Raw genomic sequence first — 25,277 nt, 5'->3', positions numbered from 1 at the left:
ATCTATCATTTCGATTTAGTAACCGGGGGGTTCGAAATCAAGTAAAGGAATGATCGCGAATGAAACAGCAAGAATTGAATCATCAGGACAAGAAGGATATGCGGCTAGCAGGTTGGAAAAATAGCTATTGGGTACGTTTGCTGTTATTTGCTCTTATGGGCATTATTTTCTATGTTTCATTACTTGGCCCGCTTGTTCCCCAAAAATATGATATTCAATTAGGACAACCAGCAGAAAAAACGATCTACGCCCCGAAACAAATTGAGAATGAAGAAGCAACAGATATGGCCAAAGAAGATGCGGCCAAGAAAGTACCTGATGATTATAAGAATATTAATTTTAAAAATGAACAAGCTGTTTATTCTGTTTATTCCAAGATTAATGCGATCAACGGAGACATTGAAACCAAGTTTGAAGATAAAGTTAATTTGTACCGTACAGTGATTACCTCTGTGATTAGTGAATATCAAGCTGGCATTATTAAGAATTTCTCTGATAAAAAATTATATAGCGAGGAATTGATCGCAGAGATCAGACAGAAGGTTAATGATCAGACTTACAAAATTCCAGAAGAAGTGTTATACAAGGTTCCACGTCTGACTGCTGATGATATTAATGAGATGCTGCCAGTCTCTAGGGAAATCGTCGCTAGGCTAATGATGGATCAGATTAATGATGCTCAGACCGTTCGTGCTAAAGTAGCTGAGCAAGTAAATATGTCCACTCTAACCAAGGCAAGTTCACGTGAAATTGCCCAGGAAATCATTAAAGCGGTTATTATGCCTAATAAGTTCTTTGATGAGAAAGGAACGAATGAAGCCAAAGCCAAAGCAAGAGAATCGGTTAAACCGATTTATATCAATAAGGGTGAAGAACTGATTCGGGCAGGTACGATCATTACGCAGGATAAATACGATATGCTCGAGAAGAATCGTCTTTTAAAGGATAAAGCGAACTATTCAGCACATATCGGACTGCTCCTGATCATATTCTTATGCTGCATGATGCTGTATATGCTAGCAAGACATATGAAATCATCGATTCACAATAATAATTCACAATTACTAATGCTTGTTGTGATTTTTACGTTGACGCTAATTGTGATGAAGATATTTGGGATAGCACAGAATGTACAAGGTCCGAACATTGCCTTCTTAGCACCAGTTGCTATGGGAACCATGCTTATAGTGATTCTATTGGATGTTCAACTTGCATTTGTTTCATCTGTACTGTTCGCATTGTTTGCTTCCATCATATTTGATATGGAGCATATTCAGCCTTTTGATTATAGCTATGGATTTATTACGCTTGTGATCTGCTGTTCATCCATCTTTATGATTCAAAAAGCGAGTCAACGCTCTACGATTCTCAAAGCAGGCGGCTTGATTTCGTTCTTTAGCGTATTAGCGATCGTTGCCATCATGCTCTTATCGAATAGTGAGATTACGAGCAAGGAAGCTTTGCTATCATTAGCTTTTGGAGCAGGTGGCGGGGTATTAACGTCCATGGTTGTCATTGGACTCTTGCCATTCTTCGAATTAGCCTTTGGCATCTTGTCTCCGCTTAAGATGGTGGAGATATCCAATCCTAATCATCCTTTGCTGCGCAAACTGCTGACAGAGACACCTGGTACTTATCACCATTCGATCATGGTTGGCAATCTATCTGAAGCTGCTGCTGAAGCGATTGGTGCGGATGGCTTGCTATGCCGAGTAGGATCTTATTATCACGATATTGGGAAGACAAAGCGTCCAAGTTATTTTATTGAGAACCAGACGAATATTGAGAATCCTCATGATCGGATTGAGCCTGAGCTAAGTAAATCTATTATTATTGCTCATCCGCGCGATGGAGTCGAAATGCTTAAAGAATATAAAATACCTAAATTAATTCAAGATATTGCGATGCAGCATCATGGGACTACTTTCCTTGGATTCTTCTATCACAAGGCGAAGAAGCTGGCTGAAAGTGAAGGCAGAGATCCAAGTGAGGTTACGGAAGAGCAGTTCCGTTATCCTGGTCCCAAAGCACAGTCCAAGGAAGCAGCGATCGTTGGCATTGCAGATAGCGTGGAAGCAGCTGTAAGATCACTTCGTAATCCGACGATGGAGCAAATCGATTCGATGGTTCATAAAATCATCAAATCAAGACTTGATGATGGACAATTCAATGAGTGTGATTTGACGCTCAAAGAGCTTGATGTGATTGCCAAAACATTGAATGAAGCGCTGCTTGGTATTTTCCATTCACGCATCGAGTATCCAAGTGATACCAAAACGGAGGTTAAGGCCAATGGATAGACTTAGAATAGAATGGATGAATGAACAGGAAATCAAGGAAATTACGCCTGAATTTATTGGACTTTTGGAGAACCTATTGAAATATGCAGGTGAACAAGAGGAAATAGAAGAAGGGGAGATTTCCCTGACTTTCGTAGATGACAAGCGAATCCATGAATTGAATAAGGAATATCGCGGCTATGACAAGCCGACAGATGTTCTTTCTTTTGCCATTCAAGAAATGGGAGAGGATGAGCTTGAAATTGTATACGAAATTGATGAGGCTAGTGATGGCGACGACTTCAACAATGAAGTTGAGCCATTAGGCGACATTATTATTTCTGTTGAAACAGCGATTGCGCAAGCAGAAGAGTACGGGCATTCCATCGAGCGAGAACTCGGCTTCTTATTCGTGCATGGCTTCTTGCATCTAATTGGATATGATCATCAGGATGAGGCTGCTGAACAAGAGATGTTTGCGAAGCAGGAACAAATTCTAAGTAAGGCAGGACTTACCCGGTGATTAAGCGAAATACGTGGCTAGACAGTTTTATCAATGCGCATGAGGGGATTGTTCAAACCGTTGCGTCGGAACGAAACCTACGAATTCATGTCGGAATTGCTGAACTAGTAACGTTTCTTGCTCTTTTTTTTAGATTGCCTATCGGTTCATGTGTGATGCTATGGATTCCGATTGGAATCGTAATAACAGCGGAACTCCTGAATACTGGGATTGAAAAAGCTGTTGATCTTGTGACCGAAGAATTTCACCCACTTGCTAAGATCGCCAAGGATGCTGCCAGCGGGGCAGTCTTAGTGAGTGCGGGTTTTGCCGTACTGATTGGTATAGCTGTATTCTATAAGCCAGTAATCGATTTCTTGTTTCATGGAATAAGACCTGCCGAGATACCTGATCCAGCTATGCCTATCAGTTATCCGATGCTTGCTTTAATTCTAGTTTTTAATTTTTTGGTTGGGACTAGTCTTAATGCCTTAAGCTTGGTGAATCAATCCAAGTTAAGATTTAATCCAGTGATGTACCTGTGCACTTCAGGTGCTATGGTGCTTGCCTTAACATTGGATGATAGAAGAGGAATTATATTTGGATATATTCTCATTACCATAATATTCATTGCACTTACTAGTCTCAAGAAAGTGCGGACAATGTCTCTAATTTTAGGTAGTCTATTGGGAAGTGTGTTATCTGCACTCATTGTTTTGGGGTTAGAGTGGATATAATGAGAACATTAGTGAAATTCAGAGAGGGGAATTCCTATGGAAGCAAAGGAATTAATTGCATTAGCTAGGCAAGTCATGCAACGAGCGTATACTCCCTATTCGAATTTTAACGTTGGAGCAGCCTTATTAGCGGATGACGGGCAAGTACATTTGGGGTGCAACGTAGAGAATGCAGCGTATGGCCCAACGAATTGTGCTGAGCGTACGGCACTTTTCCGCGCCATAGCAGATGGATACAAGCCGAAGTCATTTCGTGCAATCGCAGTAATTGGCGATACAGAGGGTCCTATTTCACCATGTGGTGTATGTAGGCAAGTCCTTGTTGAGTTGTGTGCACCAGACATGCCTGTTTTTTTAAGCAATATGAAAGGCGAGTTTGTTGAAACAACGGTTGCGAGTTTGCTTCCAGGCGCTTTTACTAATCAAGATTTGACATCATCAGGAGGAAATTCATGAGTGGAAATAAACAATCCTTTAAATCGGGATTCGTAGCAATTATTGGTCGACCGAATGTCGGCAAATCGACGTTAATGAACCAGGTGATTGGACAGAAAATTGCTATTATGTCGGACAAGCCGCAAACTACACGAAATAAGATTCATGGCGTATATACGACTGATAGTACGCAAATTGTATTTTTAGATACACCAGGTATTCATAAGCCGACTTCAAAGCTTGGCGATTATATGATGAAGGTTGCCAAGAATACGTTTGGCGAAGTCGATGCAATCCTGTTTCTGGTCGATGTGGCTGAAGGCTTCGGAGGTGGGGACAGGTTCATTATTGAACAGCTTAAACAAGTCAAAACACCTGTTATTCTCGTGCTTAATAAGATCGATAAAGTGCAGCCGGAAGAGCTTCTGCCGATCATTACGAAGTATAATGAATTATATCCATTTGCTGAGATTATTCCTGTTTCCGCGCTAAATGGTAATAACGTAACGACAATGCTGGATCAGATCGTGAAGTATTTGTCACCAGGGCCACAATATTATCCTGCTGATCAAGTGACCGATCATCCTGAGCAGTTCGTCTGTGCAGAGCTAATCCGTGAAAAAATTCTGCATTTGACTCGTGAAGAGGTTCCTCATTCGATCGCTGTTGCCATAGAAGACATGCGTGTTCAAGATAACGGAGTCGTACATATCTCGGCCGTTATTTATGTTGAACGCGATTCTCAGAAAGGGATTATCATTGGAAAAAATGGTACGCTGCTTAAACAAGTTGGTGCTGGAGCTCGTAAAGATATTGAAGCGTTACTTGGTTCCAAGACTTTCCTTGAGTTGTGGGTTAAGGTGAAGAAGGATTGGCGGAATCAAGAGCGTGTGCTGCGTGATCTTGGATTTAGAAACGAATAAACCACTCTGTTCACGGAAGTTAATTTCTATCCCTGGCAAGTTTTGTAACGCATACTGTAGTGCAGGACGTACATCCTAAGTTACATGATAGTAAGCAATAGTCATGTCGATGGAGAGGATGTTACTCATGCGAAATTTTTCGTGGAATTACTTCTGGACGACAGGCGATCTTGATGCATACTTGCTTTATAAAGAGGTTACGCTTGGTAACCAGAATCAAATCGATGATTCTAATGAGGATGGATTTGATTCAGAGTCAGACGAGCTATTCGAGTAAATGAATATAGGCATGGGGGAGTATCATGCTACACAGAGTGGAAGGTATTGTCCTGCGCAGCATGGATTACGGGGAAGGTAATAAGATTATTACCTTGTATACGCGAGAGATGGGCAAAGTTAGCGTGATGGCTCGAGGGGCGAAGAAAGTCAAAAGTCGCCTCGGAGCTGTCACGCAGCTTTTTACTTTTGGCGAGTATGTTTTTTATAAATCGGGACAGATGGGAACGCTTAATAATGGAGAGCTGCTTAAGTCGTTTAATAAACTAAGAGAAGATCTGTACAAATCAGCTTATTCTGCTTATCTCGTTGAATTAATCGATCGCATGTCCTCAGAAGAAGATGCAAGCGCATACTTGTTTGAACAGCTTAAAGCTGGGCTTGAAGCGATTGATGAAGATAAGGATATGGCGATAGTCGCTCATTTGCTTGAGATGAAGCTGCTTGGCTCAGCAGGCTATTCTCCTGAGTTGGAAGCTTGCGTATCCTGTGGTTCAATTACACCGAGGATGCTTTTTAGCGCAAGGCTTGGCGGTGTCATATGCTCCTCCTGTAGCTATAAGGATCAACAAGCTATTGCGATGAGTGATGCGACATGGAAGCTGCTTCGCTTGTTCAAGCGTCTAGACCTTCGAAGGCTAGGGGCAATAGATGTGAAGCAAAGCACAAAGGATGAACTCAAGTCATGTATGCGAACTTATATGGATACACATGTCGGAATTAGGTTTAAATCGCGATCTTTTCTTGAGCAAATGGAGAAATATGATATTTAATAAGTTGACATGGTTAGAGCAGTTTGCTATTATTTTGTGAAGTAAAGATTCATGAATATCAAATTGCGCAGTGAAGGAAAAGAGTAATCGGTCAGCGGAGTATAGCGAGCTGGTGCTAGTGAAAGTCCAGCCTTACGTAATCGATGAATGGCATTCTGGAGCGCATCGCAGGATGAAGGTGGATCGACTTCCTTATGAGGTAGTTGGTCAAATAGGGTGGAACCGCGGGTTATACTATCAATCCCGTCCCTATGTCTGTTGGTCAGGCATAGAGACGGGTTTTTTTGTGTCGTCGAAAGCTTGCCAAGCTTGAACGAGTTTAAGTAATGGAAAGGGGTAGGAAACATGAATTTTCAAGGAATTATTCAAACGCTGCAGAAATTCTGGGCAGAACAGCAATGCATTATTATGCAACCTTATGATGTTGAGAAGGGAGCGGGTACATTCAACCCGATGACTTTCTTAAGAACGATCGGACCTGAACCGTGGAACGTTGCATATGTGGAGCCTTCACGTCGTCCTACGGATGGTCGTTATGGTGAGAATCCGAATCGTCTTTACCAGCATCATCAGTTTCAAGTAATTATGAAGCCGTCTCCGGACAATATTCAAGAATTGTACTTAGAAAGCTTAAAGCGTCTAGGTATCGACCCGCTTCATCATGACATCCGTTTTGTTGAAGATAACTGGGAAGGCCCAACGCTTGGCGCGTGGGGACTTGGCTGGGAAGTATGGCTGGATGGTATGGAAGTAACGCAGTTTACGTACTTCCAACAAGTAGGCGGTATCGATACTAGCCCTGTTTCGGTTGAAATCACCTATGGTCTTGAACGACTTGCTTCTTACATTCAAGATAAAGAGAATGTATATGATTTGGAGTGGGTAGACGGCGTTAAATACGGCGATGTATTCCTGCAACCTGAATTTGAGCATTCCAAATATACATTTGAAGTATCCGATACGAAGATGCTGTTTAATTTGTTCACAACATATGAAGCTGAGGCTAAGCGTGCGCTTGAGGCTGAACTGGTCTTCCCTGCTTACGACTACGTTTTAAAATGTTCACATACATTCAATTTACTTGATGCAAGAGGCGCGATTTCAGTAACAGAGCGTACAGGCTATATCATGCGTGTACGTAATTTAGCCCGTAATTGTGCAACGGTTTATTTGGAAGCTAGAGAACGTCTTGGATTCCCGCTTCTGAAGAAAGGAGAGGAGTAACATGGCCAAGGATTTATTGCTAGAGATCGGTATGGAAGAGCTCCCTGCCAGATTTATTCGTGATGCGGTTAATCAACTCGCGGATAAAATGACAAAGTTTCTTCAAGATTCAAGAATTGAATTTACTGAGGTCAAAGCGTATGCTACACCTCGTCGTCTAGCTGTTCTTATTACTGATTTAGCGGAGAAGGGCTCAGATGTTAGAGAGCAGGTCAAAGGCCCATCCCGCAAAATTGCGCTTGATGATCAAGGCAACTGGAGTAAAGCTGCTTTAGGCTTTGCACGTTCACAGGGTGTTGAGCCTGAACAGTTCTTTTTTCAAGAGCTTCAAGGTGTTGAATATATTTATGCGGAGAAAAACCTACAAGGAGCAGATACGGCTGCTTTACTAAGTGAGAGCTTGTCAGGTCTGATTACTTCCTTATCCTTCCCTAAGAATATGCGTTGGGGTGCAAAGGAGCTTAAATATGTTAGACCTATTCGCTGGCTGGTTGCTTTATTTGGTAAGGAAGTAATTCCATTTGAAATCGCAGGCGTGCAATCCGATCGTGTATCACGTGGACATCGTTTCTTAGGAAAAGAAACATCAATTAGCGAAGCTTCTGCGTACAAAGAATCACTTCGCGAGCAATATGTCCTTGTTGATATTGAAGAGCGCAAGCAGCTTATTGTTGATGGGATTAAGGCATTCGAGGAGTCGCAAGGCTGGAATGTTCCTATGCAGGCAGATCTGCTTGAAGAGGTTATTTTCCTCGTTGAGTACCCGACAGCATTGTACGGAACGTTTAATCCAGAGTTCCTGGGCATTCCGAAGGAAGTGCTGATCACATCGATGCGCGAACACCAAAGATACTTCCCTGTGCTTGATGCGGAAGGCAATCTGAAGCCGTTCTTCGTAACGGTTCGCAATGGTAATGATGTGTCGCTCGATGTCGTTGCAAGAGGTAATGAGAAGGTGCTACGTGCTCGTCTGTCAGACGCGAAATTCTTCTACCAAGAAGATCAAAAGCATGAAATTGCACATTTCTTGGAAAGACTTGAAACGATTGTTTTCCACGAGGAGTTAGGCACAATCGGAGATAAAGTTCGTCGTATTGTTCGTATTAGCGATAGCTTGGCGAAGAAATTACAGGCTGAGTCGTCTGTCATGGCTGACGTGGAGCGTGCAGCAACTATATGTAAATTTGACTTAGTTACACAGATGGTATACGAGTTCCCTGAGTTGCAAGGAATTATGGGTGAAGACTATGCTCGTAAAGCTGGCGAGAAAGAAACGGTAGCCAAAGCGATCAACGAGCATTATATGCCTCGCTTCTCTGGTGATGCATCACCTGCATCTCTAGTTGGAACGATTGTATCCATTGCGGATAAATTGGATACGATTGCTGGGTGTTTTGCAATTGGTATTATCCCTACGGGTTCACAAGATCCGTATGCACTTCGCCGTCAAGCAGCAGGTATTGTTCAGATGGTACTTGACCATAAGCTATCGATCACATTGCCTGAACTATTTGAGCTTGCATTACAAGTTCTTCAAGATGCTAATCTGGCGAAGCGTAAAGTAGAAGAAATTAAGTCCGATATGAATGATTTCTTCGGATTACGCGTGAAGAATGTACTAACTGAGCGTGGCATTCGTTATGATGTGATCGATGCTGTTATGGGCGCTGGTTATGGAGACATTGTTGCAGTTGTAAGCAAGTCGGAAGTTCTTATGAACGCGGTCGCAGAGCCTGAATTTAAAATATCCGTTGATTCCTTTAATCGTGTCAACAATCTTGCTGGCAAAGCAGATGGCAATGATCAGGTTAATCCGGCTGTATTCACAGAACAAGTTGAGCATCATCTATATGAAGAATGGCAAGCGGTTCGTGGCATTTATGCAGCTAAGCTTAGCGAAGGCGAGATGCAGCAAGCTCTAGCAACGCTAACCGGAATTCGAGGGGCAATTACAGCATTCTTTGATGGTGTTATGATTATGGCTGAAGATGAAGCCATTCGACGCAACCGATTAGCTTTGCTTAGCGGAATTTCTTCTGATTGTGTACAATTTGCTGATTTCCATAAGCTTGTGTGGTAAGATAACGTTCTGTAATGCTTTGTAACAAGAAAGACGGCTTCGTCACTAGGAAGTTGAGAAGTTTGCTTCTTAAGCTTATAGTGACAACGCCGTTTCTTCTTGTTGTGACAGACTTTAACACGGGCCCTTAACCTCATGATCCAATTTGATAAAATTGGATGCAACTAATTCCTATAAACTGCGTAATAGGATCAGCAGGAATTTTTAATCTGTCAGCGTATATAATAGATACGATATATTGTGAAATTTGGGGTTATAACAAGCATGCATAATTTTCATATTATTGTTGATGCAGATTCCTGTCCTGTTAAAAAAGAAATTATGGCCGCTGGACAAGCTTGTGATGTCCATGTCATCTTCGTTGCCTCCTATGCTCATTTTTTAAGTGAGCAAGGAAGTCATGTCACCACTGTTCAGGTTGATCCTTCCGATCAATCAGCGGATTTGCATATTGCCAATCGGATCCGATCAGGCGATGTGCTTGTTACGGGAGATTATGGCTTAGCTGCACTTGGGCTTGCCAAAGGCGCGCATGTCATGTCACCTCGAGGGTTAATTTTTACCAATGATAATATGGATGAATTGCTCGAGCGAAGGCATGCACTTGCCAAACAAAGAAGAAGCGGCAAATATGCCAAAGGTCCTAAACCAATTACAGCCCACGAAAAACAAGAATTTCTACAAAGTATGACAAAACTTTTGAAACAGTTGCAGGAGAATAGATTCTTGTAGCGAATTATATTTACGTGATATTTACGTGCTACCCGAAATGAAGGTGATTACAGCATGGGAAGCGGACGAATTCCTGACAAAGTCATCGAAGAGGTGTTAAGCCATCATGACATTGTGGATGTTGTCGGTAAATATGTAAGTCTGTCTAAGCAAGGACACTATCTTAAAGGGCTATGTCCTTTTCACTCCGAGAAGACGCCTTCCTTTACAGTAACGCCCGAGAAACAAATTTATCATTGCTTCGGATGCGGTGCTGGAGGAAACTCCATCCAGTTCGTTATGGAAATTGAAGGCTATTCTTTTGCAGAAGCAGTAAGGAGACTTGCAGTTGATGCGAATATTGAGGTTACGTGGGATCAACCTTCTGAGGCGGACAGCCAAGCTGGATTTGAACGAACGACTTTAATGAAAGCACATGAATTAACTGCAAAGCTGTATCAATATATTTTGCGAAATACCGATCAAGGTAAAGAGGCTCTACAGTATGTAAGATCCCGTGGATTATCAGATAAAATGATCGATACTTTCGGAATAGGATACGCTCCAGCTAATTGGGACACTTTAACGCAACTACTGGAGAAACGCGGTTTTTCTTTACCTTTAATGGAAAGAGGCGGATTAATTTCTGCAAGATCAGAAGGGGGGGGCTTCGTAGATCGGTTCCGTAATCGCATTATTTTTCCGATTTGCGATACTTCAGGCGGTGTAATCGCATTTGCAGGAAGAGCGTTTGGCGAAGCACAGCCTAAATATTTGAACTCACCTGAGACGATGCTATTTAACAAAAGCCGTTCTCTTTTTCATTTGCACGCTGCACGTCCACAAATCCGCAAGGATCATACGGTTATCATTTTTGAAGGATTCATGGACGTGATCAAAGCATGGAGCGCTGGAGTTCATAATGGCGTTGCAACAATGGGGACTGCTTTTACACCAGAACAAGCAGATATCATTCGAAGGCTTGCCGAGCGTGTTATTATTTGCTATGATGGCGATTCTGCTGGACAAGCTGCAGCGGCCAAATGTATTCCAATGCTGGAGAAAGTTAACTGCAGTGTTTCAGTTGCAATGATTCCAGACGGTAAAGACCCTGACGAATATATCGAATCTAATGGACAAGATCGGTTTGTTCGTGAAATCATCCGTGGTGCTGTTCCTGCTATGCGCTTTAGACTTCTTCATAGCCGCAAGAATTACAACTTGAACGAAGAAGGCGATCGTCTAAGGTATTTGCAAGCAGCAGTCGAAATCATTGGAGAATTAAGTTCCCCGCTTGAACGTGATCATTATGTCAAAGATTTAAGCGTCGAATTTAATGAATCTTATGAAGTTCTAAAGCATAGCTTACATGAAGCTAGGCTTTCACAGCAAAAAAAGATGAAGGCCGGGGATAAGAAACCAAAACGGTGGAATAATGTTATGAATAATGGGAGAACGGATGTTGGTATTGTCCAGTACCAAGCCTATCACCGTGCGGAACGTTTACTTCTGTCGGTTATGATGCGTAGTACAGAAGTATGTCGGTATGTTCAAGAGCATTTGGGTGACGGTTTTAACGTAGAAGCTCACGCGGCATTAGCTGCTTATTTATACAGTTACTACACTGAACATGATGAACTCAGTCATAGCTCATTCCTAGCAACCCTTAGAGACGCTTCATTAGAAAAGCTTGCATCTTCAATTGCAATTATTGAGGATGGTCATGTCATAAGCTTCGATATTATTGATGATTACATTCGTGAAATCAGCAATTATGGTTTACTGCAAGAAATTGAACGCAAGAAGGAAGAAATCATACGGGCGGAGCGAGAAGGAGATTCGCTTCGTGCAGCACAGATAGCAATAGAAAAGATATCCCTAGAAAATCAGCTTGCACAGCGTAAATAGAATTTCAATTTCTAGGGAGGAGGGAGATGCATTATGGCCAATGATCAACGTACTGAACTAGAGACAGAGCTCACGCTAGAGCAGGTTAAAGAACAGCTCATTGAACTTGGTAAAAAACGCCATTCATTGACTTACAAAGATATAATGGAAAAGCTAGCTCCATTTGAACAGGATCAGGATCAAATTGATGAATTCTATGAGCAATTATCTGAACTTGGTATTGATGTAGGCGGTGAATCCGATGACGAGGAAGATATGCCGAACGGAGGCAATTCCGAGCAGGATCAAGACGAGTTTAATTTTAGCGATGATCTTTCATTGCCACCTGGAATTAAAATCAGTGACCCAGTGCGTATGTACCTAAAGGAAATTGGACGCGTACCTCTATTGTCAGCAGAAGACGAGGTAGGTCTAGCTAAGCGTATCGAGCAAGGTGACGAAGAAGCTAAGAGACGACTTGCAGAAGCTAACTTACGTCTAGTTGTTTCCATTGCTAAACGTTATGTTGGACGCGGAATGCTCTTCCTGGATTTAATTCAAGAAGGTAATATGGGCTTAATTAAAGCTGTTGAGAAATTCGACTACGATAAGGGCTTTAAATTCTCGACCTATGCAACATGGTGGATTAGACAAGCGATTACTCGTGCGATTGCTGACCAAGCAAGAACGATTCGTATTCCCGTGCATATGGTTGAGACGATCAATAAATTGATTCGCGTTTCTCGTCAGCTATTGCAAGAGCTTGGGCGCGAACCGACTCCAGAGGAAATCGCGAAGGAAATGGATCTAAGCACGGACAAAGTTCGTGAGATCATGAAAATTGCGCAAGAGCCTGTTTCCCTTGAAACGCCAATTGGTGAAGAGGATGACTCGCATCTAGGTGATTTTATTGAGGATCAAGAAGCGCTTGCTCCTGCAGACGCTGCTGCATATGAACTGTTAAAGGAACAGCTTGAAGACGTGCTAGACACCTTAACGGAGCGTGAAGAGAATGTGCTGCGTCTTCGCTTCGGACTAGATGATGGTCGTACACGTACACTTGAAGAGGTTGGCAAAGTATTCGGCGTAACACGTGAACGTATCCGCCAAATTGAAGCCAAAGCTCTACGCAAGCTTCGTCATCCAAGCAGATCCAAGCGATTGAAGGATTTCTTAGAGTAAAATAACTTCATAGATAACCAATAGAAAGGATTGTCAATAAAGTAGATATATCTGCTTTGGCGACAGTCCTTTTGTGTGATATAGAATTTATATAATAGAACCGCTTTCATCAACCGATAAAAGGTTATGGGAAGGTGAGAATAATGGATGAGGATAAAAGACGAATAATTGTAGCCGAGATTATGCAATGGCGCCGTTCCAAGCTGTTGCCTGAGCAATACTGTGATTTTTTAATGAATTTATACAGATTGGAGCAAAGCGAAGAGAAAGATGAAAGCAAGCATAAATACAAATCCATTTTGCCCATGAAATCGAGCAATTGGAAAGCATGGTTGCTTACTGCCATTATCACCGCTCTGCTAGCCGTTGTTATCTATAGCTTTACGATGCAGAACTTGATTATGCAAGTTGCTGTTTCGGTTGTATTTGTTGTATTCTGTTATGTGGTGGGCATTCTATTAAGACATCGAACACCTATCATAAGCAATGGGCTGAGTGGTTTGGCTTCCTTGTCACTCTTAGTTGCAGGGATATTCATTCTACGCAGCACCGAAGGTACGCTATCTGAGCATTATATAATTTATATCGCAGCATGTGCATTGATATGGTTCATTATCGGTCTTGCAGGACGGATGAGGGTTCTACAGGCATGTGGTCTGATCGCGTTGTTATTTACATATTGCTGGTTACTCCATAATCAGTTTGGTGTGATGAACTGGCTTAACCTTCAGCTTAGCTTTGTTCCGCTTGCTCTGGTCTTCATATGGATAGGATCACTTATTCATTACCGAAATAAGCAAATAGCGAGTGTCTTATTGTTAGTTGGAATCGGGACATGGCTTGTGCCTGAATTGTTTGGTTTATTTATCCCAGAAGCGTCGGATCAATTCATCATGCAGATATCGTTAATTGGCAAGCTGGTTATAGGTAGTATTATCATCATCTTATCGCGAAAAAACTGGATGAAATGGGTTGGAATTTCAGATGATTAAACTTTCAAAACGTCTACAAATGATTGCTGAGCGAGTTCCGCAAGGAGCTAGGCTAGCTGATATAGGTTCTGATCATGCTTTGCTGCCAACTTACTTGGTACAGCAAGGCATGATTTCATTTGCGATTGCAGGAGAGGTAAATAGCGGCCCACTCGACGCAGCGATGAAGCAAGTAAGTGATGCCAAGCTGGAGAACAATATCTCTCCTAGGCTGGGCAATGGTCTTGAAGTTGTTGAGCCAGGCGAAGTGAATACGATCACGATCGCAGGAATGGGTGGCAGCTTAATTGCTTCTATTCTGGAGCAGGGTAAACATAAGCTCGAAGGTGTTAAGCATCTAATTCTTCAGCCTAATGTGGGCGAAGAAATGGTTCGTCGCTGGCTGCTAGAGAATGGCTGGTTCTTAACAAGTGAAACCATCTTAGAAGAGGATGGCAAAATATACGAGATCCTTACCGCTGTTCGTGAAACAGAAGAGAATGAGGGCAAATCCGTTCAGCTCTATGCATCTCGTACTTATGAACAGATGCCCGAAACGCTAATCGATCAAGAGTTGCTAATGCGCATGGGACCTTATTTCATTCAACCGAATCCTTCGAAGATTTGGATTGCCAAATGGCAGATGGAACTGGCTCAATTGGAACGTATTCGGCAGAACCTGGCGAAATCGGATATGCCTGTGTCCAGACAGAAGGAAGAAGAATTGGCGAATGAAATTAGACGAATTCAGGGGGTGCTTACATGTATGCAAAAGGTGCAGCAATAATTTCGTTGTTCGAAGAATTTGCGCCTAAAGCTTATGCAATGCCTGATGACAAAATCGGTTTACAGCTCGGATCGTTAAGCAAGGAAGTTCGTAAGGTGCTTGTAGCGCTTGATGTCACAGACGAGGTTGTTGAAGAGGCGATTGCAGAAGGCGTTAATTTGATCATCGCGCATCATGCGATTATTTTTAGACCTTTGGCTCATTTGCAGACCGATACGCCTGCAGGCAGATTGTATGAGAAGCTAATTAAGCATGATATAGCCGTCTACATTGCACATACGAATCTGGACGTTGCGACTGGTGGCGTGAATGATCTGCTATCGGAAAAGCTAGGTTTAACCGAGCTAAGCCATTTAGAGGATGTTCATACAGAGAAGTTGAATAAGCTTGTTGTATTCGTACCCAAAACGCATCATGAGGTCATTCAACAGGCGCTATTCCGCGCAGGAGCAGGCTGGATCGGCCAGTATAGCCATTGTTCCTTTAACATTGATGGAACAGGTACCTTTATGCCACGCGAAGGCTCAGATCCGTTCATTGGCGAGCAAGGGAAGTTTGAGCAGGCAAATGAGGTTCGGATTGAAACGATTGTAGCTGAGAATGCTGCAAGGCGTGTCGTTTCGGCTATGCTTAAAGCACATCCTTACGAAGAAGTTGCCTATGATTTATATCCGCTCGATTTGAAGGGCAGAACCTTCGGATTAGGGAGAACGGGTAAGCTGCCAGCTTCAATGACACTTGGAGAGCTGGCTGAGGAGACGAAGCGGGTGTTCGAAGTTGGCACTGTTCGCGTTGTGGGTGATCTGGACCGTTCGGTTCGCAAGGTTGCGGTGCTCGGTGGTTCAGGAGGCCGCTACTGGAAGCGAGCGCAATTCATGGGAGCGGATGTGCTTGTTACTGGTGATGTAGACTATCACGCGGCACATGACGCGTTAGCAGCTGGTATGCTTGTCATCGACGTTGGTCATAACGTTGAGAAAGTGATGAAAGCAGCGGTGGCTGTATATTTATCTAAGCGATTCGATGAGAAGAAATACGAAACTACGGTAATTGCCTCTAAGATTAATACGGAGCCGTTCCAGTTTATTTAGAGAGACGGTGCTATTGTTTCTTCTTGACTGATTTTCCAGACATTCATAGTTGAATCCTTGGTTAATTAAAGGTATACTAAGCAAAGCAATCGATAAGTTTGACAGACAATCGCTGGCAGCAGGAGACTGCTGCGAGAGGAAAGTCCGGGCTCCATAGGGCAGGGTGCTGGATAACGTCCAGTCAGCGCGAGTTGAAGGATAGTGCCACAGAAATGGACCGCCGATGGCGCTATAAGCGCACAGGCAAGGGTGGAACCGTGGTGTAAGAGACCACGAGGAGTATGGGTGACTATATTCCTGGTAAACCCCACTTGGAGCAAGACCTAAGAGGAATGCAGTCGATCCTATGGAATCGACAGTCTTAGCCCGAGACGCATTCGGGTTGGTCGCTTGAGCTGTATAGCAATATATAGCCTAGATAGATGATTGTCACTTCAATGGTGGGAGGGGAGTTCACCCGTTTACCACTGGAAGTACAGAACCCGGCTTACGGCAAACTTACCGTCTGAACGTTAAAACCGTCCTGTGAAGGACGGTTTTTTGCTATACATTACTTACGCTTCTGAGCTTCCTCAACTGCTTTTGGAACATTAATTAATCCATATCCGAAGTAGGAATCAGTTCCAGGATCACCGATATCTTGTGCTGTTGTACGGATAATATCCATAACCTCGGTATTGCGAAGAGATGGATTCGTTGCACGGATAAGCGCAGCTAAAGCAGAGACATGCGGTGTTGCCATAGAAGTTCCTGATAAAGCTACATATTGATTTTTGGGATACGTGGAGGCAATATTGACACCTGGTGCAGTAACATCGATGTAATCACCATAATTTGAAAAAGAAGCGCGATTGTTATTGGAATCGGATGCTGCAACTGCAAATACCTCTGGGTAATAAGCTGGGTAAGAAGGACGATCCGTATTATCGTTGCCGCTCGCAGCTATCAAGACGACATCTTTATCGTAAGCATACTTGATCGCGTCATGCAAGAAGCTGGACGTTGCATAATTGCCTAAGCTCATATTAATGACTTTGGCACCGTGATCTGTCGCCCAGATAATGCCTTGGGCTACGGCATACGTACTGCCTGCACCTGTTTCGTCCAGCACCTTAACAGGCAGGATACGGCTTGACCACGTCATACCTGCCACCCCTAAGCGATTGTTAACGAGCGCTGAAATAACGCCTGATACATGTGTCCCATGACCAACATCGTCATCGGGCTGATCCTCTGGTTTAATCACATTGTATCCACTTGCTATATGCGGCTCAATATCAGGGTGTGTTAAATCGACGCCTGTATCGATAACTGCAACGATTACTCCGCTTGCATCTTTATTGAATGTCCAGCTTTGATCGGTCCCGATCTGCCGCAAATTCCACTGATACTTGGAATACAGCTCATCATTAGGCTTAAAGGTCTGCGCGAGCTCGGGACCTTGCATATTGTTAAACAAAAATCGACCGAATGAGGTTGGAGCAGCGGGTTCTTCATTCGTCATATACAAATAATGAGGCTCCACATATTCAACATTCCATTTTCTAAAATAATGAATGAGCTTAGGTGTATCCATCCGATTGGATTTAAAGATATACGTTTGACCTAGCTTTTTGATTATAGATCCGTTTATTTGTCCTAGAATTTGTCTTAAATCTTTAGCGGAAGGCGCTCTTCTAAATTTGACTACGACTTCATTCTTTGCATAATGGCTCTCTTCATTACCGTTATCGTTATCAGTATTGGGCGCTTCATAAGATTTGTTTTTGAGCTGCCCAGGCTCGACGGTCTTGACGTTGATTCTTTTTTCACTTTGAAATGACTCTAACCGCATATTCTTGCGCTGATGACTTCTTACACGATCCAAGAGATCCTGCTTTACAACACCCAATATATAATGTTTGGCATCTGCTGAAGGCTCACCCAGAACAAAGTAATTCACATTGTCGACCTGAAATGGTGAAGAGATGTACGATTGTTGATTGCTAACCGAACGATCAGCTTCTTCCAGATATTCAGCAGCTGCTTCTATAACTTTCTGAGGGGCATTGTCATTATGAAATTTGGCGTTAGAGTTTGAATTATGATCTTTGGAGATGCTGCCATATTGGATATAAACAACACTCTGATGTTTATCAAGCCATGAAGAGACCTGTTTCTGAAAGGATGCTTGTGTTAATGCTTGATCTTTTTGCAAATTAGCCAGAAGCTGCTCAGTCGTATAGACGGAATGCTCTCTCGATAATTCTTCCGTAATACGAACATCATCATCGATCAGCGCTTCTTTGGCTTTAACCTCACTGGGTTGTACGGACTCTTGCTGCTGCGGCGCCGCCTGTGGCGGCTGTTCAGCATTGAGCTGAGGAGAAGGATTCACGTTGCTAACTGAGGGGTACAGAATGAACCCCAAAATGACTGCTACAATGATACCGTATATAAGTTTTCCCATTATCGACCCTGCCTGTCTGATTTGCAAGAAATCATGAATTGTATAGACCTAACTAGTTTTGGATAAATGGTCTGTAACTATTCAGATGAATCAGGGCTAGTAATAAATGGCTCTTCGTCTCGCTATCGTATAGTCATAGCTAGTTACGGGAACGTTTAGATAGGGGTGATAACATTGACGACAAAACCAGTAGTAAAATGTTCCGTTTCTAATTGCACGTATTGGGGACAAAACAATTTATGTCATGCAGATTCGATTATCATTGATATCGATCAGCATGCAAATCGGAATTACAATTCTGAATTTGCTGCCGAGTTTGAACATCAGGATACAGCTAGATCAGCTTCTAGCACCTGCTGTCATACGTTCCAACCAAAGAAGTAATATTGACTAATTCCATATCGCTACATGAACGGGCTGCGGCAAATTATTGCTTGCAGCCTGCTTATTTTATATACCATTACTTCTTCACTCTTCAAACAATCCTCGCCTTAGCCGATATTATTGTAGTATACTGTAATTAACTTTAAGGCAAAGGTGATATTGAATGAATACGATTGATCCAAGAGTTATGAAACAACTTCTCCAGTTAAAGCTGCTTGACCAGTCTGATATTCTATCGGGATCACAGCGCGTAAATAATGATTCTAGCCAGGAGTTTAATGAAGTTTTGGGGATGCTGATGCAGACAGGAAGCATAGAATCATCCATGCAATCAGAGGATTCAAGTGATCCTTTAAATGCTCTTGCACCTCTTAATCGCGCCTATTCGCCGTATCAGCTCTATGCTGAGGCTTCGACGTATGATGATTTGATTAATGAAGCTAGTAGTAAATATGGTGTAGATCCCGCTTTAATTCGAGCTGTTATCAAGCAGGAATCATCTTTTAATCCGAATGCGACATCTCATGCAGGAGCCAAGGGACTTATGCAGCTGATGGATTCAACAGGACAAGGCTTAGGTGTTGTTAATCCTTATGATCCTTCGCAGAACATTGATGGAGGAACGAAGTATTTAGCAGGTTTATTGCGTAAATACGATGGACAAGAAGCTATTGCGCTTGCCGCTTATAATGCAGGTCCGAGTCGTGTCGATCGATTAGGAATTCGTACAGAAGTTGATTTAAGCAATAAGCTTCAAACACTGCCTACTGAAACTCAAAACTATATACGTAAGGTATTGCATTATAAGCAAGCCTTCGCAGGTTGATGACCTAGATAACGAACTTAGACGAATGTCTTTTATAAAAGCTGAGCCCTGTGTATCAGGGCGCGGCTATTTTTTGTTTAAGCATCATATGATAAAGGGAAGGGGACAAGTGTAGAAATGCTATATTTGGATTATGCAGCGACAACACCACCCTACGCAGAAGTAATTGATACCGTAGCGGAGGTTATGAGATCGTATTACGGGAATCCTTCATCGCTGCATCAGCTTGGGGTCGAAGCTGAAAGACTGCTTGGACAAGCGAAGGATGTGATAGCGAAGATTCTGAAGGTTAAAGCGAATGAAATCATTATTACGTCAGGAGGAACGGAGAGTAATAATCTAGCGATTAAGGGAGCTGCTTATCAATATCGCAGTCGCGGCAATCATTTAATTACGACTCAGATTGAACATCCATCGGTAATGGAATCATTCAAGCAATTGGAGAATGAAGGCTTTCGTGTCACTTACCTGCCAGTCGATGAAACAGGTTGTGTTAGAATGGATGCGTTAAGGGAATCCATTTGCGATGAGACCATTCTGGTTAGTGTTATGCTTGTAAACAATGAGACAGGGCGTATACAGCCAATTGCTGAGATTGGCAAGGAGTTAGCGGATCATGCAAGGATTCTTTTTCACGTAGATGCTGTTCAAGGGGTGGCTAAACTTCCGATTGCACCGCATGAGCTAGGTATTGATTTATTATCGGCGTCTGCGCATAAGTTCAGAGGTCCGAAGGGTATTGGCTTCTTATATCGACGCGAGAATGTCAAGCTAATGCCGCTTCTCGTCGGCGGAGGGCAAGAGGCAGGTAATCGTTCAGGAACAGAGAATGTTCCGCTCATTATCGGTATGGCTAAGGCACTTCGTATGGCAACAGACCATCTAGCACATGCAATCCAGCATAAATATCGACTGCGCCAAGTATTAACGGATGGCATATCCGCAATTTCAGAGTTGCGATTAACCGGTTCGGCAAATTCGAATGACATGGCGCCGCATATCGTGCATTTTTGCTATCCAGGTATGAAAGCAGAGGTTGTCGTACATGCCATGGAGAAACATGGTATTTGTATATCAACGAAATCCGCTTGCTCATCTGATGAGCTTAAGCCAAGTAATGTGCTGTTAGCTATGGGATATGATCGGGATCGCGCAAGTAGTGGCTTACGGTTATCTTTTGGTGAAGAGCATACAGAAGAAGATATGATCAAATGCGTGAAGGCACTAGAACAGGTTGTTCAGGTACTGAAGCCGACAGCAAGATTAAGAGGGGAGAGATCGTGATGTATCCTGACATCATGTTAGTCCGTTTTGGTGAATTGACACTCAAAGGACGTAACCGTAAAAAATTCGAGCAAAGTGTAACTAAGCAAATTCAAAGATTATTATCTGAGCATGAGGAAATTACGTATTCTAGCGAGTTTGGCAGACTGTATATAGAGAATGTAAAAAATTGTTACGAGCATGTGAGTGAAGTTCTTCAAAAAGTATTTGGAATTCGTTCGTACTCACCTGCCTATACGACAGATAATGAGGTTCAAGCGATTCAAAACCTCGCTTTATCGATATTCCGTGCACAAGCTAAAGCACCGGAAACATTCAAAGTGTCTGTTCGAAGAGCGAATAAGAAGTTTCCGCATGACTCTCATCAAATGAATTATTTAGTGGGCGGCCATGTTTTGGATGAAACACCGAATTTAAAAGTTGATGTACATCATCCAGAGATTAATATTCGAGTCGAAATTCGCGAAACCAAATCTTTATTGTATTCAGAGGTTATACCAGGTACTGGGGGATTTCCGCTCGGTACGAATGGCAAAGGGATGCTGCTCTTATCAGGAGGAATCGATTCGCCTGTCGCTGGTTGGTTCGCAATGCGCAAAGGGCTTGCAATTGAAGCGGTTCATTTCCATAGTTATCCGTATACAAGTGAACGTGCTAAGCAGAAGGTAATAGACTTAACTCGGAAGCTCTCGGAGTATGCTGGAGAAATCAAGCTGCATCTCGTTCCTTTTACAGAAATTCAGACAAGATTGCATGAAGCGCATAAGGGTAATTTTATGATTACGTTCATGCGTCGTGCTATGTATCGAATAGCAGAGCGATTAGCTGAGCAGAACGGAGCGGGGGCGCTTGTTACCGGAGAAAGTCTTGGACAGGTTGCTTCACAAACGCTCGCTAGCATGAATGCAATTGGCCGTGTTGTTAATCTGCCGATCATTCAGCCTTTGATTACAATGGATAAGACGGAGATTATTCGCATTGCAGAAAAGATCGATACGTATGAAACTTCAATTTTACCGTACGACGATTGCTGCACGCTTTTCTTGCCTAAATCACCTGCAACGAATCCGAATTTGAATGTTGTGTTCCATATCGAAGAAACATTTGATTTCTTGCCTGAACTAATAGAAGAAGCGATACGGGGCACAGAAACACTAGTCGTGAAACCACAATCCGAAGCCGCTGAGGAAACGATGCATTTATTCTAAAATTCTAGCCTAGCAATCGTCAGTACGCTGACGGGAGGCAACTATATGTGGGAAAGCATTCTCTTGTTTTTCCAAATTTTAATTGTAAATATCGTGCTCAGTGGAGATAACGCAGTTGTTATTGCAATGGCAAGCAAGAATTTGCCTGCAGTACAAAGGACGCAAGCGATTTGGTGGGGAGCATTCGGTGCGATCGGGCTACGGCTTATCCTGACGCTGGTAGCTGTATCGATCCTCGGTATTCCCTACATCCAGGCTGTGGGCTCGATTCTGTTAATATGGATTGCCATCAAGCTGCTGATTGAAGATGATAGCGGCAGAAATATAGCAGTAGCCAGTTCACTTGGCAAAGCAGTTCGAACGATTATTCTTGCAGATTTTATCATGAGTCTGGATAATGTGCTGGCCATTGCGGCAATGGCAAAGAATGATATCGCCATTATTATTTTGGGTATATCGCTTAGTATTCCGCTAATTATATGGGGGAGCAGTGTCGTGATGAAGCTACTTCATCGGTTTCCAATCTTTGTGTTTCTTGGAGCGGGAATACTTGGCTATACAGCAGGCGAAATGTTTACGAATGATATTAAAGTGGCACCATATGTCGATCAGTATATTCCTCATTGGTTGATTCCGATTGCAGGAGGAGCATTTGTCATTATCATTGGTCTAATTAAGAAATGGGCTAATCGTAAAAATATACCGCATGTTACAACTCGTTAACGAAGTCCGACCTAGGTCTAGTAGAAATTTTATCCAATATCAGTTAAACTAACTGTAGATCAATGTCGAACTTGTTAATTATTCAGAGGGGAGAAATCAGATGAATCGTAGAAATTATTCAATCGGTATCCTGCTGATTGTTGTAGCGATTATTTTGCTGCTTGGTAAATTAGGCGTATTTAGTTTTATCGGAATCTTGCTTTGGCCGTTACTTCTCATTGCTCTTGGTGCTGCATTCCACTTTCTTTATTTCGGTGGATTATTGCCTGTAGGTCTTCTAGTTCCTGGGGGAATATTGACAACTTATGGAGTTATCTTCTTGTTCTGCAACATCTTTAGTTGGAGTTTAATGAAATACTTATGGCCTGGTTTCATTTTGGGTGTGGCGATTGGTCTATACGAAATGTATACCTTTAGCAGAGACAATGAACGAGGACTCTTGATTGCCTCTTCTATCTTAGGAATCGTGTCCATTGTCTTGTTCGGAATGACGTTACTGGTTACAATTGGTATTTACTTGATTATCGCACTTCTGATCCTAACTGGCTTGTTTATTATTGTGCGTAAGCCGAAAATTTGGTAAGTATTTTCTTGCCTTTTTTACAATTAGAGGATATACTAATATAGGTTCACAAGCGTCGGAAAAAGTCCGGCGCTTATTTTGTGGTATAGAGAGGGAATTGAGACATATGCATGCAAGAGATAAAATAAAAAACATTGCGATTATCGCCCACGTCGATCATGGTAAAACAACACTCGTTGACAAGCTGCTTCAACAATCTGGAACATTCCGCAGTAATGAACAGTTACAAGAACGCGCGATGGATTCTAATGATATTGAACGTGAACGCGGCATTACAATCCTAGCTAAAAATACAGCAATCCAGTATAAAGATTATTTAATTAACATCGTAGATACACCAGGACACGCCGACTTTGGCGGTGAAGTTGAGCGTATCATGAAAATGGTTGATGGCGTTCTGCTTGTAGTCGATGCATTCGAAGGTACAATGCCACAAACGAAATTCGTTTTGCGTAAAGCGCTGGAACAGAATTTAACACCGATTGTTGTTGTAAACAAAATTGACCGTCCTGCAGCAAGACCGCATGAGGTTATTGATGAAGTGCTAGATCTTTTCATCGAATTAGACGCTAGTGAAGAACAATTAGAATTCCCCGTTGTGTATGCTTCTGCATTGCAAGGTACATCATCGCTTGATCCTGAGAAGCAAGATGAGAACATGCAGGCACTTTATGAGACCATTATTGAACATATTCCTTCCCCAACTGAGGATATTAATCAGTCCCTACAATTCCTAGTCACTTTGATGGATTATAATGAATATTTAGGCCGTGTTGCGATTGGTCGTGTCAATCGTGGTAAGGTTCGCCAAGGACAAGTTGTTGCTATATGTACTCGCGAGGGTAATGTTAAGCAAGGTCGTGTCGAGAAGCTGTTCGGCTTCCAAGGACTAAAACGTATCGAGATCGAAGAAGCAGCAGGCGGTGATATCGTTGCTATTTCGGGTATCAAAGACATTAACATTGGTGAAACCATTGCAGACCCAGCTAATCCAGAGGCACTTCCTGTTCTGAAAATTGACGAGCCTACTTTGCAAATGACATTCCTTGTGAATAACTCCCCATTTGCAGGTAAAGAAGGCAAATGGATCACTTCACGTAAGATTCGTGAACGTCTATTCAAAGAACTAGAAACGGATGTATCGCTTCGTGTAGATGAAACGGATTCTCCAGATGCATTTGTCGTTTCAGGTCGTGGTGAGCTTCACCTTGGTATTCTGATTGAGAATATGCGTCGTGAAGGTTATGAATTGCAAGTATCCAAACCAGAAGTAATCATTCGTGAAATCGATGGACAGAAGATGGAGCCGATCGAGCACTTGATTATTGATGTTCCTGAGGAAAGCATGGGTGCGGTAATGGAGAGCCTAGGAACACGCAAAGCCGAGATGGTCAATATGGTCAATAACGGCAATGGTAATGTTCGTTTGGAATTCAAGATTCCAGCTCGCGGTCTTATCGGTTACAGAACGTATTTCTTGACATTGACAAAAGGTTATGGCGTACTAAACCATGCATTTGATTCCTATGGTCCTTATCAAGGTTCTGGTCTTGGCGGCAGACATCAAGGTGTGCTTGTGTCTTCAGAGACAGGTTCAACTACATTCTACGGTATGCTTGGTGTTGAGGATCGTGGAATTCTGTTCGTTACCCCAGGAACTGAAGTCTATGAAGGTATGATCGTTGGTGAGCATACGCGTGAGAATGACATCATTGTAAATATTTGTAAAGAGAAGCAATTAACTAACGTTCGTTCCGCTACTAAAGAAGGTACGGTAACGTTGAAAGCGCCGCGTCTGCATTCCATGGAGCAGGCACTTGAGTACTTGAACGATGATGAATATTGTGAAATTACACCGAAGTCCATTCGTCTTCGCAAGAAAATCTTGAACAAGAGTGAGCGCGAACGTGCAGAGAAACATCGTAAAAGTGCTGATGTAAACATATAAATATTGTATAATGG

At 42.6% G+C, this 25,277-nt stretch carries 23 protein-coding genes and 1 other RNA gene; 23 read left to right on the top strand and 1 reads right to left on the bottom strand.

Annotation, left to right across the window (positions count from 1 at the left end; genetic code table 11):
* Nucleotides 1–59: 59 nt before the first annotated feature.
* The 16 genes from E0485_RS16935 to rnpB all read left to right on the top strand — a co-directional run bounded on the left by E0485_RS16935 (nucleotide 60) and on the right by rnpB (nucleotide 16,363).
* Nucleotides 60–2,300: an HD family phosphohydrolase gene (locus tag E0485_RS16935; protein ID WP_132419262.1), complete on the top strand. Its 2,241-nt coding sequence runs from the start codon at nucleotides 60–62 to the stop codon at nucleotides 2,298–2,300.
* Nucleotides 2,293–2,802, top strand: a complete 510-nt coding sequence (ybeY, locus tag E0485_RS16930; RefSeq protein ID WP_132419261.1) for an rRNA maturation RNase YbeY — start codon at nucleotides 2,293–2,295, stop codon at nucleotides 2,800–2,802. The genes E0485_RS16935 and ybeY overlap by 8 nt, the downstream gene beginning before the upstream one ends.
* Entirely contained in the window at nucleotides 2,799–3,518 is a 720-nt protein-coding gene (locus E0485_RS16925) for a diacylglycerol kinase family protein (RefSeq protein ID WP_132419260.1), read from the top strand. Before ybeY ends, E0485_RS16925 begins: the two co-directional genes overlap by 4 nt.
* Nucleotides 3,519–3,554: 36 nt before the next feature.
* On the top strand, nucleotides 3,555–3,974 hold the full coding sequence (locus tag E0485_RS16920) for a cytidine deaminase (protein WP_132419259.1): 420 nt from the start codon (nucleotides 3,555–3,557) through the stop codon (nucleotides 3,972–3,974).
* Nucleotides 3,971–4,876 carry a GTPase Era gene (era, locus tag E0485_RS16915; RefSeq protein WP_132419258.1) on the top strand — a complete coding sequence of 302 codons (906 nt, stop codon included), beginning with the start codon at nucleotides 3,971–3,973 and terminating at the stop codon, nucleotides 4,874–4,876. Before E0485_RS16920 ends, era begins: the two co-directional genes overlap by 4 nt.
* 127 nt (nucleotides 4,877–5,003) lie before the next feature.
* Nucleotides 5,004–5,153, top strand: coding sequence for a YqzL family protein (locus E0485_RS16910; RefSeq protein ID WP_132419257.1), 150 nt, complete (start codon nucleotides 5,004–5,006; stop codon nucleotides 5,151–5,153).
* Nucleotides 5,154–5,178: 25 nt separating this feature from the next.
* Nucleotides 5,179–5,925 (top strand): DNA repair protein RecO, encoded by a 747-nt coding sequence (recO, locus tag E0485_RS16905; protein WP_132419256.1) that lies wholly within the window; start codon nucleotides 5,179–5,181, stop codon nucleotides 5,923–5,925.
* 345 nt (nucleotides 5,926–6,270) lie between these two features.
* Nucleotides 6,271–7,149: a glycine--tRNA ligase subunit alpha gene (gene glyQ, locus E0485_RS16900; RefSeq protein ID WP_132419255.1), complete on the top strand. Its 879-nt coding sequence runs from the start codon at nucleotides 6,271–6,273 to the stop codon at nucleotides 7,147–7,149.
* A gap of 1 nt (nucleotide 7,150) precedes the next feature.
* Nucleotides 7,151–9,229, top strand: coding sequence for a glycine--tRNA ligase subunit beta (glyS, locus tag E0485_RS16895; protein ID WP_132419254.1), 2,079 nt, complete (start codon nucleotides 7,151–7,153; stop codon nucleotides 9,227–9,229).
* Between the two features lie 264 nt (nucleotides 9,230–9,493).
* Nucleotides 9,494–9,961: a YaiI/YqxD family protein gene (locus tag E0485_RS16890; RefSeq protein ID WP_132419253.1), complete on the top strand. Its 468-nt coding sequence runs from the start codon at nucleotides 9,494–9,496 to the stop codon at nucleotides 9,959–9,961.
* A 54-nt stretch (nucleotides 9,962–10,015) separates the two neighbouring features.
* Nucleotides 10,016–11,848, top strand: a complete 1,833-nt coding sequence (dnaG, locus tag E0485_RS16885) for a DNA primase (protein WP_132419252.1) — start codon at nucleotides 10,016–10,018, stop codon at nucleotides 11,846–11,848.
* Nucleotides 11,849–11,881: 33 nt separating this feature from the next.
* A complete protein-coding gene (rpoD, locus tag E0485_RS16880) occupies nucleotides 11,882–13,009 on the top strand; it encodes an RNA polymerase sigma factor RpoD (RefSeq protein ID WP_132419251.1) in 1,128 nt (375 codons plus the stop codon).
* Between the two features lie 143 nt (nucleotides 13,010–13,152).
* Nucleotides 13,153–14,001 carry a hypothetical protein gene (locus E0485_RS16875; protein ID WP_132419250.1) on the top strand — a complete coding sequence of 283 codons (849 nt, stop codon included), beginning with the start codon at nucleotides 13,153–13,155 and terminating at the stop codon, nucleotides 13,999–14,001.
* Nucleotides 13,994–14,767, top strand: a complete 774-nt coding sequence (locus tag E0485_RS16870; RefSeq protein ID WP_132419249.1) for a tRNA (adenine(22)-N(1))-methyltransferase — start codon at nucleotides 13,994–13,996, stop codon at nucleotides 14,765–14,767. Before E0485_RS16875 ends, E0485_RS16870 begins: the two co-directional genes overlap by 8 nt.
* Nucleotides 14,743–15,858 (top strand): Nif3-like dinuclear metal center hexameric protein, encoded by a 1,116-nt coding sequence (locus E0485_RS16865; RefSeq protein ID WP_132419248.1) that lies wholly within the window; start codon nucleotides 14,743–14,745, stop codon nucleotides 15,856–15,858. Before E0485_RS16870 ends, E0485_RS16865 begins: the two co-directional genes overlap by 25 nt.
* A 93-nt stretch (nucleotides 15,859–15,951) precedes the next feature.
* Nucleotides 15,952–16,363, top strand: an RNA gene (rnpB, locus tag E0485_RS16860) — RNase P RNA component class A.
* 45 nt (nucleotides 16,364–16,408) lie between these two features.
* Here the strand turns inward: rnpB and E0485_RS16855 are convergent.
* Complete coding sequence (locus E0485_RS16855; RefSeq protein ID WP_132419247.1) at nucleotides 16,409–18,307, bottom strand: S8 family peptidase; 1,899 nt, start codon at nucleotides 18,305–18,307, stop codon at nucleotides 16,409–16,411.
* Between the two features lie 174 nt (nucleotides 18,308–18,481).
* Between E0485_RS16855 and E0485_RS16850 the strand changes: the two genes are divergently transcribed.
* From E0485_RS16850 to typA, 7 genes are all read left to right on the top strand, one after another.
* Complete coding sequence (locus tag E0485_RS16850; protein ID WP_407944859.1) at nucleotides 18,482–18,691, top strand: DUF1540 domain-containing protein; 210 nt, start codon at nucleotides 18,482–18,484, stop codon at nucleotides 18,689–18,691.
* A 163-nt stretch (nucleotides 18,692–18,854) separates the two neighbouring features.
* Complete coding sequence (locus tag E0485_RS16845; protein ID WP_132419246.1) at nucleotides 18,855–19,517, top strand: lytic transglycosylase domain-containing protein; 663 nt, start codon at nucleotides 18,855–18,857, stop codon at nucleotides 19,515–19,517.
* A gap of 117 nt (nucleotides 19,518–19,634) precedes the next feature.
* Nucleotides 19,635–20,801, top strand: coding sequence for a cysteine desulfurase family protein (locus E0485_RS16840; protein WP_132419245.1), 1,167 nt, complete (start codon nucleotides 19,635–19,637; stop codon nucleotides 20,799–20,801).
* Nucleotides 20,801–22,009 carry a tRNA uracil 4-sulfurtransferase ThiI gene (gene thiI / locus E0485_RS16835; protein WP_132419294.1) on the top strand — a complete coding sequence of 403 codons (1,209 nt, stop codon included), beginning with the start codon at nucleotides 20,801–20,803 and terminating at the stop codon, nucleotides 22,007–22,009. The genes E0485_RS16840 and thiI overlap by 1 nt, the downstream gene beginning before the upstream one ends.
* A gap of 45 nt (nucleotides 22,010–22,054) precedes the next feature.
* Nucleotides 22,055–22,732: a TerC family protein gene (locus tag E0485_RS16830; protein ID WP_132419244.1), complete on the top strand. Its 678-nt coding sequence runs from the start codon at nucleotides 22,055–22,057 to the stop codon at nucleotides 22,730–22,732.
* 100 nt (nucleotides 22,733–22,832) lie between these two features.
* On the top strand, nucleotides 22,833–23,315 hold the full coding sequence (locus tag E0485_RS16825; RefSeq protein WP_132419243.1) for a LiaI-LiaF-like domain-containing protein: 483 nt from the start codon (nucleotides 22,833–22,835) through the stop codon (nucleotides 23,313–23,315).
* Between the two features lie 106 nt (nucleotides 23,316–23,421).
* Entirely contained in the window at nucleotides 23,422–25,263 is a 1,842-nt protein-coding gene (gene typA / locus E0485_RS16820) for a translational GTPase TypA (protein WP_132419242.1), read from the top strand.
* The last annotated feature ends 14 nt before the right edge of the window (nucleotides 25,264–25,277 follow it).

Source organism: Paenibacillus albiflavus, from assembly GCF_004344915.1.
GTDB lineage: Bacteria > Bacillota > Bacilli > Paenibacillales > NBRC-103111 > Paenibacillus_AM > Paenibacillus_AM albiflavus.
This window is presented reverse-complemented; position numbering and strand designations above follow the sequence as displayed.

Excerpts from the sequence above, each read along its gene's own strand:
- E0485_RS16935 (WP_132419262.1), top strand. The coding sequence starts at position 60 with ATGAAACAGCAAGAATTGAATCATCAGGACAAGAAGGATATGCGGCTA.
- ybeY (WP_132419261.1), top strand. The coding sequence starts at position 2,293 with ATGGATAGACTTAGAATAGAATGGATGAATGAACAGGAAATCAAGGAA.
- E0485_RS16920 (WP_132419259.1), top strand. The coding sequence starts at position 3,555 with ATGGAAGCAAAGGAATTAATTGCATTAGCTAGGCAAGTCATGCAACGA.
- era (WP_132419258.1), top strand. The coding sequence starts at position 3,971 with ATGAGTGGAAATAAACAATCCTTTAAATCGGGATTCGTAGCAATTATT.
- E0485_RS16910 (WP_132419257.1), top strand. The coding sequence starts at position 5,004 with ATGCGAAATTTTTCGTGGAATTACTTCTGGACGACAGGCGATCTTGAT.
- recO (WP_132419256.1), top strand. The coding sequence starts at position 5,179 with ATGCTACACAGAGTGGAAGGTATTGTCCTGCGCAGCATGGATTACGGG.
- glyQ (WP_132419255.1), top strand. The coding sequence starts at position 6,271 with ATGAATTTTCAAGGAATTATTCAAACGCTGCAGAAATTCTGGGCAGAA.
- glyS (WP_132419254.1), top strand. The coding sequence starts at position 7,151 with ATGGCCAAGGATTTATTGCTAGAGATCGGTATGGAAGAGCTCCCTGCC.
- E0485_RS16890 (WP_132419253.1), top strand. The coding sequence starts at position 9,494 with ATGCATAATTTTCATATTATTGTTGATGCAGATTCCTGTCCTGTTAAA.
- dnaG (WP_132419252.1), top strand. The coding sequence starts at position 10,016 with ATGGGAAGCGGACGAATTCCTGACAAAGTCATCGAAGAGGTGTTAAGC.
- rpoD (WP_132419251.1), top strand. The coding sequence starts at position 11,882 with ATGGCCAATGATCAACGTACTGAACTAGAGACAGAGCTCACGCTAGAG.
- E0485_RS16875 (WP_132419250.1), top strand. The coding sequence starts at position 13,153 with ATGGATGAGGATAAAAGACGAATAATTGTAGCCGAGATTATGCAATGG.
- E0485_RS16870 (WP_132419249.1), top strand. The coding sequence starts at position 13,994 with ATGATTAAACTTTCAAAACGTCTACAAATGATTGCTGAGCGAGTTCCG.
- E0485_RS16865 (WP_132419248.1), top strand. The coding sequence starts at position 14,743 with ATGTATGCAAAAGGTGCAGCAATAATTTCGTTGTTCGAAGAATTTGCG.
- E0485_RS16855 (WP_132419247.1), bottom strand. The coding sequence starts at position 18,307 with ATGGGAAAACTTATATACGGTATCATTGTAGCAGTCATTTTGGGGTTC.
- E0485_RS16845 (WP_132419246.1), top strand. The coding sequence starts at position 18,855 with ATGAATACGATTGATCCAAGAGTTATGAAACAACTTCTCCAGTTAAAG.
- E0485_RS16840 (WP_132419245.1), top strand. The coding sequence starts at position 19,635 with ATGCTATATTTGGATTATGCAGCGACAACACCACCCTACGCAGAAGTA.
- thiI (WP_132419294.1), top strand. The coding sequence starts at position 20,801 with ATGTATCCTGACATCATGTTAGTCCGTTTTGGTGAATTGACACTCAAA.
- E0485_RS16830 (WP_132419244.1), top strand. The coding sequence starts at position 22,055 with ATGTGGGAAAGCATTCTCTTGTTTTTCCAAATTTTAATTGTAAATATC.
- E0485_RS16825 (WP_132419243.1), top strand. The coding sequence starts at position 22,833 with ATGAATCGTAGAAATTATTCAATCGGTATCCTGCTGATTGTTGTAGCG.
- typA (WP_132419242.1), top strand. The coding sequence starts at position 23,422 with ATGCATGCAAGAGATAAAATAAAAAACATTGCGATTATCGCCCACGTC.